This window comes from Bacillus cereus group sp. MYBK227-1 (assembly GCF_051916325.1).
GTDB lineage: Bacteria > Bacillota > Bacilli > Bacillales > Bacillaceae_G > Bacillus_A > Bacillus_A cereus.
This window is the reverse complement of sequence record NZ_JBQAGK010000002.1, coordinates 644733-662655: the sequence shown is the minus strand read 5'-3', so window position 1 is coordinate 662655 and position 17923 is coordinate 644733. Positions and strand designations below refer to the sequence as shown.

Sequence of the window (17923 nt, the reverse complement as noted above, 5' to 3'; positions counted from 1 at the left end):
ATTAATAGGTTAGTTTGTCCTAACAACTTCTTTAAGTTTTCCTATTATTTTCGCTATAGCCTCAATTGAATTTTCCGTTTCATATCCCCCAACATTTACAGAATGATTTGCATTTTTGACAACTTCAATCTGTAAATTCGTTTTATGTAGCTGATCAACTTGATCTGCATTGTATTGATGATCTTTATCCCCCATAACTAAAAACCCTTCGTGATTACTATGCAAGATAGAATCAAAAATCGTATCAAACGTCAGTAACGGTGTCAGTAATATCATTTTCGACTGTAAAAACTCTTCTCTCTTCATTAAATCATTCGCAATTGGAATTGTTCCGAGTGACTTCCCTAAAAATATAGTATCGTTGTATTGCTCAGCTTTTAATACTTCCTTCATTACAGGATTAATATCATCCATCATTATTTTTGTTACTTCTTCCATTGGTTTATTCATTACTTGTTCGTCGTAAGAATAATGAATATGTACAACATCAATTTTATGTTCAAGCATAAGCATCGTCGCGTAATAAAATAACGGCTTATCATAATTGTATCCTGAACCTGAAAACATAAAGCAAACCGTACTAGAACCTTTTTCGATATGTGTGTAATAAATTACTTTGTCATTTATATGTATCTCTTTTTTAATCCCCTTCATCCTTTTCTCCTCCGAATACATTTAATCTTGTAAAATGATATGTTCTGTATGAACTGCTATATTCTTTACTTTCTCTTTTATAAATGCAGGCTGTAAATTATATGCATGTAACTCTTCTACCGGCACCCACTTAAACAAATATGTTCTATCCTCTTCTTCCAAAATATATTGATCCGCTCCATTTGCAGGTAATTCATGTAGCTCTACTTCATAATAAAAACTAATCTCATGAAACTTTTGCTCAGAAAGTGTAAAGAAATTTTCTACTGACCATATTAACCTTTTCCTTTTAATAGGAACACCTATCTCTTCCGCAAGCTCTCGCTTTAATGCATCTTCACTATTCTCTAGCATTTTTACTCTACCACCGGGTACATACCAAAAATCTTCACCGTCACCTTGCAGAATGAGTATTTTATTATCATGTTTACAAATTGCTCCAATGCGGTAATTAAAACATGTTTCCTCAACTTTAAACGTAAGATCCATCCGTAATGCCCCCTCATATAAATATCGAATTATTACAAAACAATTATGTAATTACTGTACAAATAAGGTTACTAAATTTATTCACTTCATTCAATGATTTTTGAATTTTCTAAACTATTATTTTTCATCATTACAAGTGTATATACATATGTTACAATCATATTGCACACTAGAAAACATTATGGGGGTACGGATGGAAACGTTATTAATCCAGCAAACTGAGAAATCAAATAAGTTTTGGAAAATCGTTGTGAAAGAAAAAGACTATGTTGTGTTTTACGGAAAAATTGGCACAGCTGGCAGTGTGAAAGCGAAAGAGTTTAAAACAGAAGAAGAATGTATGAAAGAAGCTAATAAACTAGTTGCTTCCAAACGTAAAAAAGGATATACAGACCCGTTGCCTGGGGAAGATTACATAAAAGAAAAAACGATAACCGAAGAAGAATTTTGGGAGCTACTTCATCGTGCAAAAACGAAAGGTGAGGACCAAGAAGAACAAATAGAATGGCTTACTTCTCACCTTGCTAAACGTACAGTACATGAAATTGTAGCTTTTGATACGCATATGCATCGCCTTTTGAAAGACTCCTATACCTCCCGTTTATGGGCAGCAGCCTATATTATTATGGGTGGCTGTTCAGATGATACTTTCGATTATTTCCGCGGATGGTTATTATATCAAGGAAAAGAGACATACGAAGCTTGTATTGAAGATCCAGAACGATTAATTCCTGTATTAGAAAATTTGAGTGAGTATGACGTCCCAGAAATAGAAGAACTTTCTTTATATTTCGGTTTCACTGTATATGCAGAAAAAACTGGTGACGAAGATGATACTTACTTTACACTTTACCATGTCTTATCTAATGAAGAATTCGACGATGTAGATTTTGAATTTGACTGGAATGAAGACGATGAAGAAGGTTTAAAAAAGATGTTTCCTAGGCTATGGGAGATGTATGGGGAAGAACCGATTGAGTGGTAGATTAATTATTCGTGAAAAAATGCCTTGTTTCTTTAGTAACAAGGCACTTTTTTTGATACTATATTTAAATTATCATCTTTCCACTCTCCCACCACTCCATAAAAGTCTTTAAAGAAGGAGCAACCCACGTTCTACTATCATTTTCATGGTTCCATACATATATATCATCTCTTTGTACTTTTCCATTCAAAATAGAATAGCCAAACAAATCACCATTTCCCCCATCAGCAAAAAATAATAAACAGTCAAAAGGCATGTATAAATCCTTAAAATCAACTATATTTCTCATACTCATATTTTCAGTTTTAATTTTTGAAGCAGACCATATAAAGTCACCGTATTCACCTTCTATACCGTTTGTTTCCTGTAATAATTGATATAAATCATTCGGTAACTCCACATGTAAACATTTTTGTATATCAGTAAGTTCATCCTTCGTAGCTGGGTTTTTCAAGCTTAAATTTGATGAGATACTGTGAATGGTGTCTTTCCACATCACCATTTCCTCCTTATGTGCAATCAAGCATATTCAAAGAACTCCGCTAAATTTATTGATACCATCTTTCTAACAATTCCTTCTCCCTCTCGCCTGAAATACCTGCTTTTAATTCCCATTCTTCCGTACTCTCCATCCACTCATACACATCTGTAACTGTCTCTTCTATTCTTCTAAAAGTAAGCCCTTCATTAACCGCACTTTTAATATTAATAGAAAATCCACCTCTCCACGGCTTCTTTTCCCCTTCTAATGGAAAAGTTTCCGGAAGCCATAATGGCATTTCTGTCCAAGGCTGCACATTATGTTCACTCATAAACGATTCGTCTACCCAAACAAATTCAGCATCACTATTCGTAACCTTTTTACACGTATTTAATAGCTCTTCCATCGTCAATTCATCATTCGGACCTGTTATATTGAATGTACCTGCTTTATTATTTTCTGCCATGTTGAGTCCAAATCTCGCTACATCTTTTATATCAACTATCTGCACTGGACGATTTTTTCTTCCTGGAACTAACACGTTACCTCCTTTTGCTACACGCTGAATCCAGTATGGAAGTCGATCTGTATAATCAAACATTCCTGAAAGAAGACCTGCTCTTACATGTAACACACGCCCCGGCCAATACTTCTCTGTTTCTTTTTCACATAATACTTTCAGTGCACCATAATACTCATAAGGTGAAACTTCACCATTCTCTATAGCCTTTATTTGATCATCCGTCGGTTCGGGCTGTAATATATAATCTTCTTTTATGTCATGCGGAATCCAATCTTTATATACGGAAAGGCTTGAGATGAATACATAGTGTTCAATATTATCTTTGAGCACTTCTCCAACATTCCTAATATGATGTGGAGAAAATCCACACGTGTCTATGACAACATCCCACTTTCGATTTTTTAAACTTGATACATCGTTATTTCTATCACCGATTAACTGCTCCAATTCAGGAAAAACTTCTTTGTTTGTTCCGCGGTTAAATAACGTAACTTCATGCCCTCTCTGTAAAGCCTCATCTACAAATGCTCTTCCTAAAAATCGTGTACCGCCTAGAATTAATATCTTCATAGTTCTCCCCCATTCGTGATTAATAACCCTTCCTAATGTTTAACGATTTTTTATTGAGGAAAGTTACGGGGAGCGTTTAAATTTTTCTACAAGCTCACCATTACTCTGTTAAAAGTATATACTCTTTGATTAATCTCCATCTATCATTTGCTTCTGGCACAACTTCAGAAGCCATCACCACCACCAATTCCTTCTCTGGAATACAACAAATCATATTCCCCCCATCACCCATAGCACAGTATGAAAAGATTCCATCTTCTTCTCGTAACCACCATAAGTAACCATATTGATTTTGGTTCATTTCTGTCGATTCTTTTATCCATGATTTTGATAGAACTTGTTTTCCATTATGAATACCTTCATTCAAATACATCTGTCCAAACTTAGCCATATCCCTAACCGTTAACGTTACTCCCCAGCCGCCCGTCGAAATACCATTTGGATCGTGAACCCATCCTTTCACATCTTTTCCGAATAAGTCATCGAATCCAAATGCTTTCATATTGTAGTTTGGAATTTCGCTCATGCCGAGTGGTTGAAATAAGTACTCATTCGCAAATTCACGTGCACTTTTCCCTGTTGCATTCGTAATAATTGCTGATAGTACATGCGCTCCTGCAGATGAGTATTTAAAAGATCCAATTTCTCCACCGTTCCCCATTCTATTAAGTGTATGCTGTACCCAATCCTCTTGTGCACATAGTTCTTCTAACGGTTCCTGCCAGTCTACAAAAGGATATGGCGCTGTCATTGTTAGAAGATGGCGTACGGTTACTTCAGATTCCTTACATTTATATTCCGGGAAAAATTCTATTACTTTTTGATCAACACTTTTTATATAGCCCTTATCTATACATATCCCAATTAACGCAGAGATTATCGTTTTTGTAACTGACGCTACATGAAACGCATTATCTGGACTGTAACCATTATAATAATTTTCAAAAACAACATTACCTTTCTGCACTACTAACATGCCATTCATATTTTTATATTCTTCTTGTATAATTTGATCTAACTTTTCAGCAGTTTTCATTATTCCTTCCCCTTTAACCTATAATTAAAAAGGTTCGATAGGTACATATATATCAACTATATGTTTATTTTCCGGGTGCTGCTTTGGATCATTTCTATATACTTCAAAAGGATACGAGTCTCTCGGTTTATATCCGCTATTTGGCAGCCATTCACCGTATAAGAAATCCCATGCTCCTTTATATTCATTTTGAAATATTTCAAAATGTCCTACTACATACTTGCCTGAAGGTATTACCATTATTCCTATGTCGTTCGTTTCTATTGCGGACGCCTCCGGAATTGTTATACATAAACTTGTTCTTAAATGATAGTCCTCAGTAAATTCATGATGATCGTGGTAAATGGTTAATACTTTAATATCATCAAATACATGATAGTTTTGCTTAGCTGCGTAATGAAATAGTTTTTCTATCATTTTTGGAAAAGCTATAGTTAACTCTCCATATGTACCGATATGTCTTATGTATGCGACGTTTATATCGTCCGCTGTTACAATTTCAACATTTCCTCGAACCTTCTTACATTCATTGTATTGAGAAGTTCTTCTTACGTCTTTGCAATTCTTGCTATTATAGTTTCGATATTGAGACGGACTTACGCCGTAATAATTTTTAAATGTTCGGGAGAAAACTGCTGAATCTGTGAATCCAAAATGGTAAGCGATATCCGTAATCGTCATATCCAATCGATATGTAAGAAGGTTTGTTGCCCTTTCTAACTTCAATCGATTTACATATCGTGATAACGGCTCGTCTACTATTCCTTTAAAAATTCGATGAAAATGAAACTTTGAAAATCCTGCTACATCCGCTAGCTCTTCAATGGATAGTGAACTGTCTATGTTTGATTCTATATAATCTTGAACCTTATGTATGCGTCTTACATACTCATTTCTACTCTGTTTATTCTCCATACTCTTTATCTCCTCACAACAAAAAGAACCATCCCAGAATACTTTTAGGACGGCTTTCTATTCGTAATAGATTCTTCCATATTCTATTGTTAAATCGATATAATTTCACTATATTTTTTAAATTGATGGTAATGTGGCGGTCTCCCGATTTAATTGAAAGAAACAACTATTTTTTTATAGCCCTACGCAAATTAGTAATATTATTGGGATTTAGCTCCCATTGTCTCATAAGTTCTCTTTGTCTTGTTTTTAAGTCTTCAAATGGTTCTTCCACCATGTCGATTTTATTAAATTTCCCTTCGAAAACTAAAGCATTTTTTATCTTTTTATATCCACCAAAACCTAAGTCATCATTTAGTAACCAGACTACTCTCTGTATTTTTGCAAATAAAATACCACCTGTACACATTGGGCACGGTTCCAACGTGCTATAAATAGTAAACCTCTCATTTTTTATTTTTGCATCAAACATTGCTTCCCCTGCATTGCGAATAGCGTCTAACTCTGCGTGAGCTGTTATGTCTTTTTCTGGATGCACTCTATTCCTTCCTCTTGCAATGACATTATTATTTCCATCAACAATAACTGCTCCTACTGGATATGTGTTTTCTTTTAATGCCTTTTCTGCTTCTTCCAATGCCATCTGTAAAAAATATCTATCCCTCTCAAAATTCATATAGATCCCTCTTTTTTAGATGAAATTATGTTATGGAAATTCCTTTCGACTATCATACTAGCTTCTATCAAGCTAACAAAGTCAGCTATTCTTTATGCAACGGATAACATTTTCATATACATTTAACTCAGTGGGTTTTGGTAAAGCTTATTTTTCTACACATTTTTCAAAAATAAAACTCTACTACCGCCATTCCCATCATAATTTGTATGTACCGATACACCCTCTATCTCATCATCCCCAGCCTCAATTTGAAAGCCAATCTCCCTATGAAACTGTATCGATTTTTTATTAACTGGTGACGTGATTGCTTTTACAACTTTACGGTTATTTGCACGTGCGACATCAAAGAAATACGAATACAATGTCGATGCAATTCCTCTTCTTCTATACTTCGGATTGACACCGATAAAATGAACGTACGCTTCCTCTGTATGCGTTTGTGAGAAGAATCCGCATAAGAAACCTAACGTTTCTCCCTCTTCTTCAATAATAAAACTCGTTTCTTGAAAGTGAATGAAGAACAATTTTGGCAGCATGGCAGCCATGTCTCTCCCGCCCCACCAATCATTTAAAACAGAATGAATCTTTACATAATCTTCCCCTTGGATGTTTCTTACTCGCATATGTTTCTCCCTCTCACTCACTTCATTTTTTCATAAATTTTAATGACTGTTTCTACTAAAAGGATGAATACCCATATCCCGCAAAATACAAGAATAGACTGGAATAAAGAACCTAGCATAACAATACTTATTAAACCTAATTCTGGCCCTGAAATGGACATTTCATCAAATCCTATATTATGTATAAATGGACCAGTTGAAAAAGCCATTAAAATAGATCCTATTAAATAAATCACACTCATTATTTTGAATATTTTTATAGAAAGATACGAAGTTTGTTTTTCTTCCACTTGTGATAATTCGATTTCTCCACTCGCAATTCCTTTTTGTAAACAGTCCTCACATAGAAATTCTTCCTTAATTTTTTTACCACCGTGCAATGTACCTGTAATTTCTTTACAGCGCGAACACTTTCGATTTATCATTTTGTTATCACTCCAATCTCGTAAGATTATACTTATACAATTCTGTTTTTACCTTATTATTCCTTTTGTGTATTTTATAGAGAGGTGACGTGTTTTATGATATCTAAACTTATTTTTGGTTATAAAAAGCCTACTGAGCAATATGTATTACGGCCTAGTTGTTATGCAATTATTTTTAACTCAACTTCTTCAAACATTGCTATTATCCAAAAAGGAGACCGTTATTTTTTACCTGGTGGCGGTATGGAAGGTACCGAAACAAAAGATGAATGCTTACATCGTGAACTACTAGAGGAATTAGGATGGGCAATTGAAATTAATCAATATATCGGTAATGCAATGCGATATTTTTATGCAGAAAAAGAAGATACATATTATTTAAACGATGGATTTTTTTATATTGCGAACATGGTGCAGACACAAACTGAAAACTGTGAGGAAGATCATGTTTTGCGGTGGATGTCTCCTTTACTTGCTGTAGAGCTTCTCATTCATGATCATCAAAAATGGGCTGTTGAACAAGCGCTTTTATTACAAAAACCAAAAGGATCTCCTTCTATATGAAAGAGATCCTTTTTATTGTTAACTTACTTTTTTCAAATTGAGAGCTGGCTTTTTGATTCCACCTTTTTTTACAACATATAGACCCACAAAGATAATAAGTCCGCCAACCAGTTGCATCATATTGATTTGCTCTCCAATAGTTACTGCCGCAAAGATAACTGCGAACAATGGTACAAGATACATATAAACCATTACTTTCGTTGAGCCTATTTTACTAATACCGACATACCACATTGCAAGTCCGAAGATTGTCGCGAAGACGATTGAATATGCTAGAGACCCCCAGCTTGGCATGTCTACTGGCCACGTTAATGTATTTACGTTGAATAAACAATATACAACGAGAGGTACAATTCCAATTAAAGTTGACCAAGATGTGACTCTCATTGCGGAATATTTTGTTATAAGAGGTTGCGCTAATATTGGGTACCATCCCCACGCAATCGCTGCGACTAATCCAATTATGTTTCCGAGCCACGCATATTCGTAAGTAGCTCCTCCTGTATGCCCTGTTAATAAAACGAATGCTGCACCAACAAAGGCCACTATTGAACCAATTTGTACTTTCATCGAAAAACGTTCTTGTTTGTGCAATACTGCTAATATCCCTGTAAAAATAGGTGACATTGCAATTAATAATGAGGCGTTTGTTGCTGAAGTATATTTCACAGATAGCATAAACATCGTTTGATACATTGTTGTACCAACGATACCGACTGCTACTAATCGTAACCAATCTTTTCTTTCAATACGTAATGAGCGTTCCATTAAAAATGTAATAAGTAATAATACCGGTGATGCTACTAAAAATCGTAAACTATTAAATTGAATGGATGACATATATGCCACTCCATACTTTCCTATTGTATAATTTGCTCCCCATACTAATGCAACTGATACTAGGAGCCATTCCATTTGCCATCGTTTCATCCGAATCTCCCCTTCCCTATTTAGCATAGTAAAATTGGCTGGATATAACACCGTCCAATTGGCTGTTTTTTTACCCAGCCAATTTGCTATACTTGATGTATATAAGAGATACGGAGGCGTTTTTTATGGAATGGAAACTAGATAGTGACAGTAAAATCCCTATTTATCAGCAAGTTGTTGACTTTATTGAGAAACGTATTACATATGGAGAACTTCCTCCAGGAAGCTTCCTCCCTTCAGAACGGAAATTAGCTACGCAGTTAAATGTAAACAGAAGTACAGTAACGACTGCTTATAATGAACTACGTGCTATGGGAATTGTAGAGAGTACGACTGGTAAAGGAACACGCGTGAGTACACATATGTGGGGTGTTTCTCCAACATTAACGCCGAACTGGAGAAATTTCGTAGAAGGTGGTACTTTTTTACCAAACTTACCACTACTTCGCCATATTCGGGCAGAAGTACAACAAAATGAAAATATTATAGATTTCGCTAATGGAGAACTCGGTTGTAATCTTTATCCTCATGATCAACTACAAGCGATTTTACGTGAACAACCGTTAACGCATTCATTAAGTTACGATCATCCGCAAGGCTATCTCCCGCTAAGACAAGCGGTCGTAAAATATATGAAAGAATATTTAAAAGTTGAGGCGACTGAACAATCCATTATGATTACATCTGGCGCACAGCAAGCACTTCATCTTATCGTACAATGTTTATTAAATCCAGGTGATGCTGTTGCTTTCGAAAGTCCTTCACACTGTTATTCCCTGCCTCTATTCCAATCAGCAGGTATTCGTATTTTCCCATTACCTGTTGATGAACATGGGATTAACCCAGATGATGTACAGGAGTTATATAGAAAACACCGTATTAAAATGATCTTTTTAAATCCAAATTTCCAAAACCCTACGGGAACGATGCTTCATCCAAACCGTAGAAAAAAACTATTATCACTTTGTGCAGATTTACGAATTGCAATCGTTGAAGATGATCCGTCTAGTTTACTTACGCTAGAAAAGAAACAACCTTGTCCTACTTTGAAATCAATAGATGAAAACGGAACTGTCATTTATGTACATTCTTTATCAAAAATGATTGCACCAGGCTTACGAGTTGGTTGGCTTGTTGCCCCGCAGTCTGTAGTAGAAAGGTTATCCGACGCAAGGCACCAAATGGAATTAGGTATGAGCATTTTCCCACAGTGGCTTATGCAACAATTTTTTGAAACTGTACCATTTCAGTCGCATATCGTACCGTTACGAAAACAACTAGCAGAAAAAAGAGACGTTATCGTCCACGCTCTAAACGAGCAACTTCATGATAAAATCTCTTTTTCAAATCCGACCGGTGGAATATACATATGGGGAAAATTAAAAGAACCGATAAACGAAAAACAACTTATTATGCAAAGTTTAAAACAAGAAATTGCTTTTATGCCAGGTAGTATTTTCGGCGCAAAAGATGGTTATATACGTTTATCTTATGGAAAAGTGAATATTAATCAAATTGAGGAAGGTATTTCTCGTTTGCGGGAGGCTATTTTGGTTTGTGAAAAATAACGTGAGATAAAGCTTTCTCGTTTGACAAAAGAAAAATCTACCATTATTATCAACACGAACCTAGTTATAGGAGTGATAAAAATGAAAATTTACGTTGATGCAGATGCTTGTCCTGTAAAAGATGTAATTATTTTTGAAGCTACGAATGCAGAAATCCCTGTAACCCTCGTTACTAGCTTTTCTCATTATTCTAATGCGGAACAACCAAAAGGTGTGGAAACAATATATGTTGATTCCGGAGCAGATGCTGCTGATTACCGAATTATGCAGTTAGCAAAAAAAGAAGATTTAATCGTAACACAAGATTACGGTCTTGCTTCGCTCGCTTTAGCAAAAGGCTGTATCGTACTACACCATAAAGGCTATAAGTATACGAATGATAACATTGAACAATTGTTACAAACACGATATTTAAGTGCAATGGTTCGAAAAAGTGGTAAGCGTACAAAAGGACCGAAACCATTTACAGCAGAAGATAAAGAGAAATTTAGAGCACTCTTTAAAAGTATGATCTCACTTTAAAAATGAATCGTCTATTTGCTAGGAAAACTTCGCAAAACAAAGAAGAGAATATCGTAATGAACATTCTCTTCTTGAGGTTTACCCGTTTAAAATGAAGGTAAATTATCTAAGTTATTTTCTTTTATTCCATCCGGTTCACTACGTATAATATCTCTGCCATACTTATGAAATACGTCCACATGAGCTAACTTCCCTGATTTCGCTTCATTAAGAGCAGTCATATAATCTAACTCTCTCCCGCTACTTGTTTTAAACGCTATTAAATCTCCATCATCATTTTTACGAACAGCAACAATTTGTTCTGCTCCTGTATTGACTTCATGGCCTACTTCAAATTGAGCTTGCTCTTCTCCTTGATGTAAATAATCATTATACACCTTTTCAAAGTCTTTTTTGTCCATAAAACTCACCTCCAACACATTTTATTAGTATGGTTGGGAGGTAGTGGTTTTATGTACTTTTCTCTTAGAAAAACGTATTTTTAATACCTACGCAACCCTTTCAAAGTCTCCAATATATCATCTGTAAAGGCTGTGCTACCCTCTGTCTCTAAAACTCTAAAATATAAACTTCTTAAGAAAGCTCTAATATTTTGTACTAAAATATCATATTGAGGATGCGGGATGTCTTCAACAATTGCTATACTATGTAACCAGTTGCTCCACTCTTCTTCAGTTAAAAGATTTTGGTTACGTAACGACATAATTGGTGCTACTAATCTCTCATCCTCAAAGTGAATGTATACATAGTCATGTAAGCGTACCTTCTGACGAACGGCAGCTAGTATTGCATATGAGAACTCACGATTTTGGATTGTACGCGCTAAAGCATCAAGCGCATCTGCTGCATGTGCAGTAGAGTGTGCCCAGCCTTTTCCTTCTACGTAGCCCCTTACATCTTCTTCTAAATATACATATTCCAACACTTGTTCTGCCACACTGTACAATTGTTCTTCCGATAACAACGGTTCTCTTTCATGAACAGATAAAATAAGTGGTGGAATTAATACGGAGAATGCACGTTTAAATACAGAGTCTGTTCCCTTTTCACCAATTTTATAAAATAAATAATCAGGACTAATTGCTTGTAACATTAATCCTCTTAACTCTTTTTGTCTAAATACATCATTTGTAATCCATGTGTGAAGCGTACTATAAATTAAATCATCACGTAATTCAGCATCAGGTGATCCGATATAATCTAGCATCCATTGCGCATATGGATATGCATCTACGTCTTCTGGTACAGCATAATTGTTATTTTTAATTTGTAGTAGTTCTTCTTTTAGTTCGAGTACTTCATTCATTATATTTCTTGTCCCCTTTTTGCGTTTTTTATTGTCTTATCCCCTTTTATTTGCTTCATAAAATTAATTTAATTATAACAATAAACAAAAGGCTATACATATATTTCTGATTATGTATTACGCTCTTTCATGAAATATAACTTCTGGATTTCCTAAATCACTATTCTTAAATATAACATTCGCACACTCTTTTGGATTATGCTCATCTATATACATCTTACAGGCCGCATGATATCTGTTCAAAAACATCTTCTCTGCTTCTTCATAACTTCCAAAAGCTTCAGTTTCCCGCTTAGCACCACGTTTTCTCGCAATCTCAAAATTTGTATCTACAAAGATTTTGTAATCAAATAAATACGCAACGTCTTTTTTCAATAGAAACGTTCCATCTACTATTAATATCATATTTTGCGTGGCCAATAGCGGCTCATTATGTACAGGCATATCCGTTATTAAGTTATGAGAAATCGTTTCATACTGTAAATTTCCGTTAGGTCCTAAAGGCATTAATAATCTTTCTTTGAAAGCTGTATAATCGTGTGCATCTTCATAATACCCTCTTTCAGATTCTTTTCCTTTTGCATAGCGAATCACTCTTGGATTATGAAAATCATCAATGCTGGCGCGTGTTACTGGTAATCCTCGTTTTTTTATTTCTTCTGCTAATTCGTTTGCAAATGTTGTTTTTCCTGATGCTGTAATACCACTTACTCCAACTCTTGTTGGATAGGTTAAGTTTAGCTTTACAATATGATTTGCAATTTCTTTGATTCGTTGTTTTCGGTTCATGATATCTCCCTTTATAATTAGTTTACATAATATAATTATAAGTAATAATCCATGTCACTATTTGTCGGTAAATCGATATCCTTTGTCGAATCGTTGATATATCGAAAAAATCGTTGATATATTTTAAGTTATGATAGATATATTTGAAAAATCGTTGATATATTATTAGCTTACTTCCCCTTAAACCCCCGATATAAGGCCGTCCGTAACTCTTGCTTATACTCTTCAATTTCTGGCATTTCGAGTTCTTCTGCTAATCTGATAGCTAATTCAATATCATACGGTACTCGTACAAGTTGAATAGAAAAGCTCGCCGCTTCTTTTTCATTATATGTTCCTTCAAATATTAAATAGGAAGCTTGCATTATTTCAAGTGGGTTTCCTACGCTGCCGGCATTACATAACGTTTTCCCTCTGAAATTTTGAACGAACGCTTGGTGAACGTCACCGTAACAAACGACATCTGGTTTTCTTTCTCCTTCTATATTTTCTGTCAGATCACTATTTTCGAACATACTAATACGCTCTTCTCTTGAAGCGTGTGGTTGAATTCTTTCATATAAACTTCTCGGTGAAGCGTGAAACATACGAATGAGTTTTCCACTCATAAAAAATTCGATTGAAAATGGTAAACTTCTTAAATAATCATTTTGTTCTTCCGATAATTGTTTTTGATGCCATTTTAATGCTTCAAATTCAGTCGGCTTTGTAATAAAATCATCCCAGTTTCCCATTACGACTACTTCACATTCTTTACGAATGATTTCAATTGCTTCACTGGAATGAGGTCCTTTTCCTACTAAATCTCCAAGACAAATAATGCGCTCGATTCCTCTTAATTTAATATCATTCAACACGGATTCTAATGCTTGAATATTACCGTGAATATCTGAAATTACTGCTATTTTATCCATATAAATTACTCCTTTATTTATTAAATTCGCTTGATTGATACCATTTTGGAATATAGGATGAAAAATCATTATGATCTTCTAAAATTCCATTTAATCTTTCCTTCATATCATCTACTAAATGCGGCGTACTTCGATTCGTCCAAACGATATCCGCTGGGAATGTCATCGCGGCGTACAATGTATAGAGTTTCCAAAAATGAAGCGATGGTTCGCCTCCGCAATAACCGTGAACTTGTCCAACCGCAAATGGTTTGCTTATATTCGTTGTAAATAGTGCTACTTTATAAAAATCATGAATAGGATCACCAATATCGAATCTAGCAAAATCAATGACAGCCCGAAACTCATTTTGGTCAATCATTATATTAGCCGGATGAAAATCGTCATGTAAAAATACGATGGGACGATTTTTTAATAAATCTTTATGATTTCCTACAAAATCTATCACTGTATTTAAACGAAAAAAGTCTACTTCATATTCTTTCAACGCTTCTAAGTATCTCTCATATTTACTCCATATAGACATTTCCCATGAATTACTTTTATCTTCTTTTTCAACTAAATGAATCTTTTTTAGTACTTCTCCAGCCTTTTTTCCAGCCCTATACTGCTCTTCTGTAGACAACGTTCTTAATATATCTTCACCATCTAATCCATCAATCCATTCAAAAACTTGTACACATTTATTGAATTTAGTAAGACTAATAAAATGAATTAATTTTGGCATAGGAATATGTAAAGAATCTAGCTGCTGCATATATTCATATTCTTCCTGCTTCCGTTCAAAATATGATGAATCGCATACTTTAATAAAATACGAGGCCCCACTCTCTAATTCAATTTTATATTTCTCATCGAATGAAAAGCCTTTTGAAATAACAGTCGCTTTTAACATACGAGGCCATTCTAGTATTCTCTCTATCTCCCTAAGCATTTCTTCCACAACGTTCACCTCTATTAATATATGTACAAACTACCTAGCACTTCATGCTCTCGTTTATTTCCACCTTTAAACTCTACTGCAAATGGATATTCGCCATTCTTATTCAAATGTTCTAGTACTAGCCCTTCTCCAATCGGTTCACAAAACTGCACATGAATATTTCCAAACACTACACTTTGACTCTCAGCATTCCATTTTTCATTTTTCACAACTGAGCTTGTAGATAGTCCCATTACTTTTTTCCATTTCCGTACTGTTTCTCGAACGTTTTTTACTGCGTAATGAATCGTTTCAATTTGTTGCACTTTGTTTTTATGTTCAGTGATCGTCCCACTGTTACGTAAATCGTTTCTTCTTTCTTCGTCCGTTTCATTCCACTGTATAAAGAAAGGTAATTTCGGTCCGTTCTCTTCTTGCTTAACAAATAACATTTTCCATTCTAAAAGCCGGCCATCTTTTCTCATGCGTTTCCCTTCAAATGGCCCTATCGTATGTAAGCCGTACTTATTAAAGTTAACTGCTAGCTCCTCAATTGCATCTGTTCGGATCGCGATTTGAAGCATTCCTTCTCCATTTTGTAGTTTCACCACTGTTTCTTGTACTAATGGATTTTCTGCTTCTTTCGCTTTTTCTTCATGCTGAACTGCTAAAAATTCTATGTATGATAAGTCAAAATAACTTAAACTATTCCAAGTACCCCAAGTAGTATGCTCTCCGCCTAATACAGTATGAAATCCAAGCTCCTGCATTTGTTTTGCCGCTTCCTCCGGTGTACATTGCACTGCGTGAACGAGATGATCAAATTCTAACATATTCTTTCTCCCCTTTCTCTCCATCCTTTTATTGTATATTTTATTTTTCTTTCATTCAATTCAAAAACTTTAAAACCTAGTTGATTTATACGATTAATATGTATTATAATGAAACAAATTTAATTATTGCTGATTGGAAAAACCAAAGGCACTTTTCTCATACGGGAAAAGTGTCTTTTTCATTTATTATTACAGGGGGATTATTTATGCAGAAATTAATTGTCTTTGCTATTATTGGATTTTTCGCTCAACTGATCGATGGAGCACTCGGAATGGCGTATGGGGTAACGTCTACTTCACTATTATTAATGTTTGGTATTGCACCGGCTGTAGCTTCCGCATCGGTTCATTTAGCTGAAGTCGTTACAACTGCAGCTTCTGGCGCATCTCATATCAAATTTGGAAACGTTGATAAATATACAGTTTCCAGGCTTACATTACCTGGGGCAATCGGCGCATTTGTTGGGGCATGTTTTTTAAGCAATTTACCTGGTGATGTAATTAAACCGTACATTTCCGTATTTTTATTTACTTTAGGGGTTTATATTTTATTACGATTCATCATTCAAAAACAAATTGTCACTTCAAATAAGCGTATGTCTGCAAAACAACTTGTGCCGCTTGGTTTATTCGCTGGATTCGTTGATTCAACTGGTGGCGGTGGTTGGGGGCCGATTACGACACCTGTTCTTCTAGCAAGAGGAAATGAAGCTAGAAAAGTTATTGGATCTGTAGATACGAGTGAATTTCCTGTTTCACTCGCTGCAACAATCGGCTTCTTCATCTCACTTGGCTGGGAACAAGTAAGCTGGGTTTGGGTATTTTCTCTCATGCTCGGTGGTATCGTAGCGGCACCAATCGCGGCATGGCTAGTTCGCATCGTTCCTTCTCATTTACTTGGCGTATTAGTTGGTGGTCTTATTATCTTTACAAACATTCGTACACTGCTTACTACATTTAAAGTGGATCCAACTATTATTTCACTTTCTTACGTTGCAGTTGGTCTTGTCGTTATTATTTCTATTTTCATTGCTGTTCGTAATCATTCCAATCGTCCTAATACTTCAACGGCTGAGTATCCGAATGATCAGAAGCAAATGCTACCATAACTATAAAAAATACCGCTCAATTTAGAGCGGTATTTTTTATTTTTCTATTTTCCAATTAATCATCATTTCTGTAGCATTTACTCTCTTCATATGTAACTTTTCTAAAACACGCATCGAACTATAATTATCTAGAAGTGTCTCTGCAATTATTGTTTCTACCTCACCTGTTTTGAAAGCCCAATCGATTAGTTCTTTTACAGCTTCTGTTGCATAGCCCTGATTCCAATATTTCTCAATGAATCCATAGCCAATTTCTACTGTTTGATCCTCGTTTGGTTTCCCTTTAAATCCAATATCACCTAAAACGCTATCGTCTTCTTTTCGAAGAACATACCACGCCCCCCATGGTAATAAAGTTGCATCTTTTTTTACATTCTTTACATGCCCTACAATATGCGGACCGCTATTATATCCTTGCTCGTTAGCGACTTGAATCCTCTCTTCTGTACACGGCACTATATAGAGCCTTTCTGTTTCTAATTTCATTTTGATTTCCCCTTTTTGCTTAAACGTTACCCTAATTATAACAAATAATATGACTTTATTATGAATGTCGAATTATATTTTTCTGAATTTTCTTTTAATTTAGAGGGTTTTTCAATATTTTTTGCGAAACATTTGTATAACAATTTTTTCTTTGCTTATTGCTACATAATAGTAGGTTCGGGTGGAGTTTTGCAAGCGTTTCCTATACAATAACCGATATTTTTTGACTTTTCCTAACAAAATATCTTGCAATATATTCAGAAAGTCATTACAATTGCCATATATTAAAAATCTTAGCAATATATAAATCCTCATCAATCCGATGAGGTAGAGGTTGCGACTTTTAATAGTAAAACGGACGAGACACAGAGAATGTCAGCTGACTCCGTTTGAAAGGAAAAGTTGCCGAAGTTTATATTTCTTCTCTGGAAATATGAGCTGGGGCTGTCTCCGAAAGGAACAGAACTGTCACGTTTACAAAATTACCGTGTAAACGTGGGGTGCTATCTTAACGGAAGGGTATGATGGGGTGGTTATTTGTGAAACGTTCCGCCAAATTCCTTTGGCGGTTTTTTGTATTTTTCTCCCCCGCTCCTTCCT

Annotated in this window: 22 protein-coding genes and 1 riboswitch; of the genes, 5 read left to right on the top strand and 17 right to left on the bottom strand. The window is 35.1% G+C overall.

Translation table 11 applies throughout. The features are described from left to right. Positions 1-9: 9 nt before the first annotated feature. On the bottom strand, positions 10-654 hold the full coding sequence (locus ACTFRM_RS10410; protein ID WP_000676199.1) for a hypothetical protein: 645 nt from the start codon (positions 652-654) through the stop codon (positions 10-12). A gap of 21 nt (positions 655-675) precedes the next feature. Next, the gene (locus tag ACTFRM_RS10405) at positions 676-1143 is read right to left on the bottom strand and encodes an NUDIX hydrolase (protein ID WP_000366227.1); all 468 of its coding nucleotides are present in this window, start codon (positions 1141-1143) and stop codon (positions 676-678) included. A gap of 193 nt (positions 1144-1336) precedes the next feature. Between ACTFRM_RS10405 and ACTFRM_RS10400 the strand changes: the two genes are divergently transcribed. Further along, positions 1337-2128, top strand: coding sequence for a DUF4240 domain-containing protein (locus ACTFRM_RS10400; RefSeq protein ID WP_000449131.1), 792 nt, complete (start codon positions 1337-1339; stop codon positions 2126-2128). A gap of 64 nt (positions 2129-2192) precedes the next feature. Here the strand turns inward: ACTFRM_RS10400 and ACTFRM_RS10395 are convergent, their stop codons facing one another. The 7 genes from ACTFRM_RS10395 to ACTFRM_RS10365 all read right to left on the bottom strand — a co-directional run bounded on the left by ACTFRM_RS10395 (position 2193) and on the right by ACTFRM_RS10365 (position 7380). Further along, positions 2193-2624 (bottom strand): SMI1/KNR4 family protein, encoded by a 432-nt coding sequence (locus ACTFRM_RS10395; protein ID WP_000265342.1) that lies wholly within the window; start codon positions 2622-2624, stop codon positions 2193-2195. A 52-nt stretch (positions 2625-2676) separates the two neighbouring features. Then, positions 2677-3702, bottom strand: coding sequence for an SDR family oxidoreductase (locus ACTFRM_RS10390; RefSeq protein WP_088322376.1), 1026 nt, complete (start codon positions 3700-3702; stop codon positions 2677-2679). Positions 3703-3802: 100 nt separating this feature from the next. Further along, positions 3803-4738 carry a serine hydrolase domain-containing protein gene (locus ACTFRM_RS10385; protein WP_000844676.1) on the bottom strand — a complete coding sequence of 312 codons (936 nt, stop codon included), beginning with the start codon at positions 4736-4738 and terminating at the stop codon, positions 3803-3805. Between the two features lie 24 nt (positions 4739-4762). Continuing rightward, positions 4763-5653, bottom strand: a complete 891-nt coding sequence (locus tag ACTFRM_RS10380; RefSeq protein ID WP_088322375.1) for an AraC family transcriptional regulator — start codon at positions 5651-5653, stop codon at positions 4763-4765. 166 nt (positions 5654-5819) lie between these two features. Continuing rightward, complete coding sequence (locus tag ACTFRM_RS10375; protein WP_001008619.1) at positions 5820-6329, bottom strand: nucleoside deaminase; 510 nt, start codon at positions 6327-6329, stop codon at positions 5820-5822. 155 nt (positions 6330-6484) lie between these two features. After that, complete coding sequence (locus ACTFRM_RS10370; protein ID WP_001266041.1) at positions 6485-6955, bottom strand: GNAT family N-acetyltransferase; 471 nt, start codon at positions 6953-6955, stop codon at positions 6485-6487. A gap of 17 nt (positions 6956-6972) precedes the next feature. Beyond that, the gene (locus ACTFRM_RS10365) at positions 6973-7380 is read right to left on the bottom strand and encodes a DUF3980 domain-containing protein (RefSeq protein WP_000610489.1); all 408 of its coding nucleotides are present in this window, start codon (positions 7378-7380) and stop codon (positions 6973-6975) included. A 96-nt stretch (positions 7381-7476) separates the two neighbouring features. Here ACTFRM_RS10365 and ACTFRM_RS10360 point away from each other — a divergent pair, with 96 nt between their 5' ends. Further along, positions 7477-7944 (top strand): NUDIX hydrolase, encoded by a 468-nt coding sequence (locus ACTFRM_RS10360; protein WP_000623966.1) that lies wholly within the window; start codon positions 7477-7479, stop codon positions 7942-7944. An 18-nt stretch (positions 7945-7962) separates the two neighbouring features. Here the strand turns inward: ACTFRM_RS10360 and ACTFRM_RS10355 are convergent, their stop codons facing one another. Next, positions 7963-8874 (bottom strand): DMT family transporter, encoded by a 912-nt coding sequence (locus ACTFRM_RS10355; protein WP_440043277.1) that lies wholly within the window; start codon positions 8872-8874, stop codon positions 7963-7965. 125 nt (positions 8875-8999) lie between these two features. Here ACTFRM_RS10355 and pdxR point away from each other — a divergent pair, with 125 nt between their 5' ends. Both pdxR and ACTFRM_RS10345 read left to right on the top strand, forming a co-directional pair. Continuing rightward, complete coding sequence (gene pdxR, locus ACTFRM_RS10350) at positions 9000-10442, top strand: MocR-like pyridoxine biosynthesis transcription factor PdxR (protein WP_000454914.1); 1443 nt, start codon at positions 9000-9002, stop codon at positions 10440-10442. 81 nt (positions 10443-10523) lie between these two features. Next, positions 10524-10964 (top strand): YaiI/YqxD family protein, encoded by a 441-nt coding sequence (locus ACTFRM_RS10345; protein WP_000708762.1) that lies wholly within the window; start codon positions 10524-10526, stop codon positions 10962-10964. 86 nt (positions 10965-11050) lie between these two features. On the opposite strand, the gene ACTFRM_RS10340 is transcribed toward ACTFRM_RS10345, so the two are convergent. The 6 genes from ACTFRM_RS10340 to ACTFRM_RS10315 all read right to left on the bottom strand — a co-directional run bounded on the left by ACTFRM_RS10340 (position 11051) and on the right by ACTFRM_RS10315 (position 15728). Further along, the gene (locus ACTFRM_RS10340) at positions 11051-11365 is read right to left on the bottom strand and encodes a DUF3892 domain-containing protein (RefSeq protein ID WP_000358176.1); all 315 of its coding nucleotides are present in this window, start codon (positions 11363-11365) and stop codon (positions 11051-11053) included. Positions 11366-11445: 80 nt separating this feature from the next. Continuing rightward, entirely contained in the window at positions 11446-12270 is an 825-nt protein-coding gene (locus ACTFRM_RS10335) for a DUF2785 domain-containing protein (RefSeq protein ID WP_001006674.1), read from the bottom strand. 117 nt (positions 12271-12387) lie between these two features. Further along, positions 12388-13059, bottom strand: coding sequence for a uridine kinase (locus ACTFRM_RS10330; RefSeq protein WP_001080568.1), 672 nt, complete (start codon positions 13057-13059; stop codon positions 12388-12390). A gap of 170 nt (positions 13060-13229) precedes the next feature. Continuing rightward, positions 13230-13973: a metallophosphoesterase family protein gene (locus ACTFRM_RS10325; RefSeq protein WP_002182855.1), complete on the bottom strand. Its 744-nt coding sequence runs from the start codon at positions 13971-13973 to the stop codon at positions 13230-13232. 13 nt (positions 13974-13986) lie between these two features. After that, positions 13987-14916, bottom strand: coding sequence for an aminoglycoside phosphotransferase family protein (locus ACTFRM_RS10320; protein WP_033695855.1), 930 nt, complete (start codon positions 14914-14916; stop codon positions 13987-13989). 14 nt (positions 14917-14930) lie between these two features. Beyond that, positions 14931-15728, bottom strand: coding sequence for a VOC family protein (locus tag ACTFRM_RS10315; protein WP_000888973.1), 798 nt, complete (start codon positions 15726-15728; stop codon positions 14931-14933). Between the two features lie 98 nt (positions 15729-15826). Between ACTFRM_RS10315 and ACTFRM_RS10310 the strand changes: the two genes are divergently transcribed. Further along, positions 15827-16837 carry a sulfite exporter TauE/SafE family protein gene (locus ACTFRM_RS10310; RefSeq protein WP_002024365.1) on the top strand — a complete coding sequence of 337 codons (1011 nt, stop codon included), beginning with the start codon at positions 15827-15829 and terminating at the stop codon, positions 16835-16837. A 36-nt stretch (positions 16838-16873) separates the two neighbouring features. Here the strand turns inward: ACTFRM_RS10310 and ACTFRM_RS10305 are convergent, their stop codons facing one another. Then, the gene (locus ACTFRM_RS10305) at positions 16874-17323 is read right to left on the bottom strand and encodes a GNAT family N-acetyltransferase (RefSeq protein WP_000764604.1); all 450 of its coding nucleotides are present in this window, start codon (positions 17321-17323) and stop codon (positions 16874-16876) included. A 320-nt stretch (positions 17324-17643) separates the two neighbouring features. Continuing rightward, positions 17644-17837: riboswitch (Lysine riboswitch) on the top strand. The last annotated feature ends 86 nt before the right edge of the window (positions 17838-17923 follow it).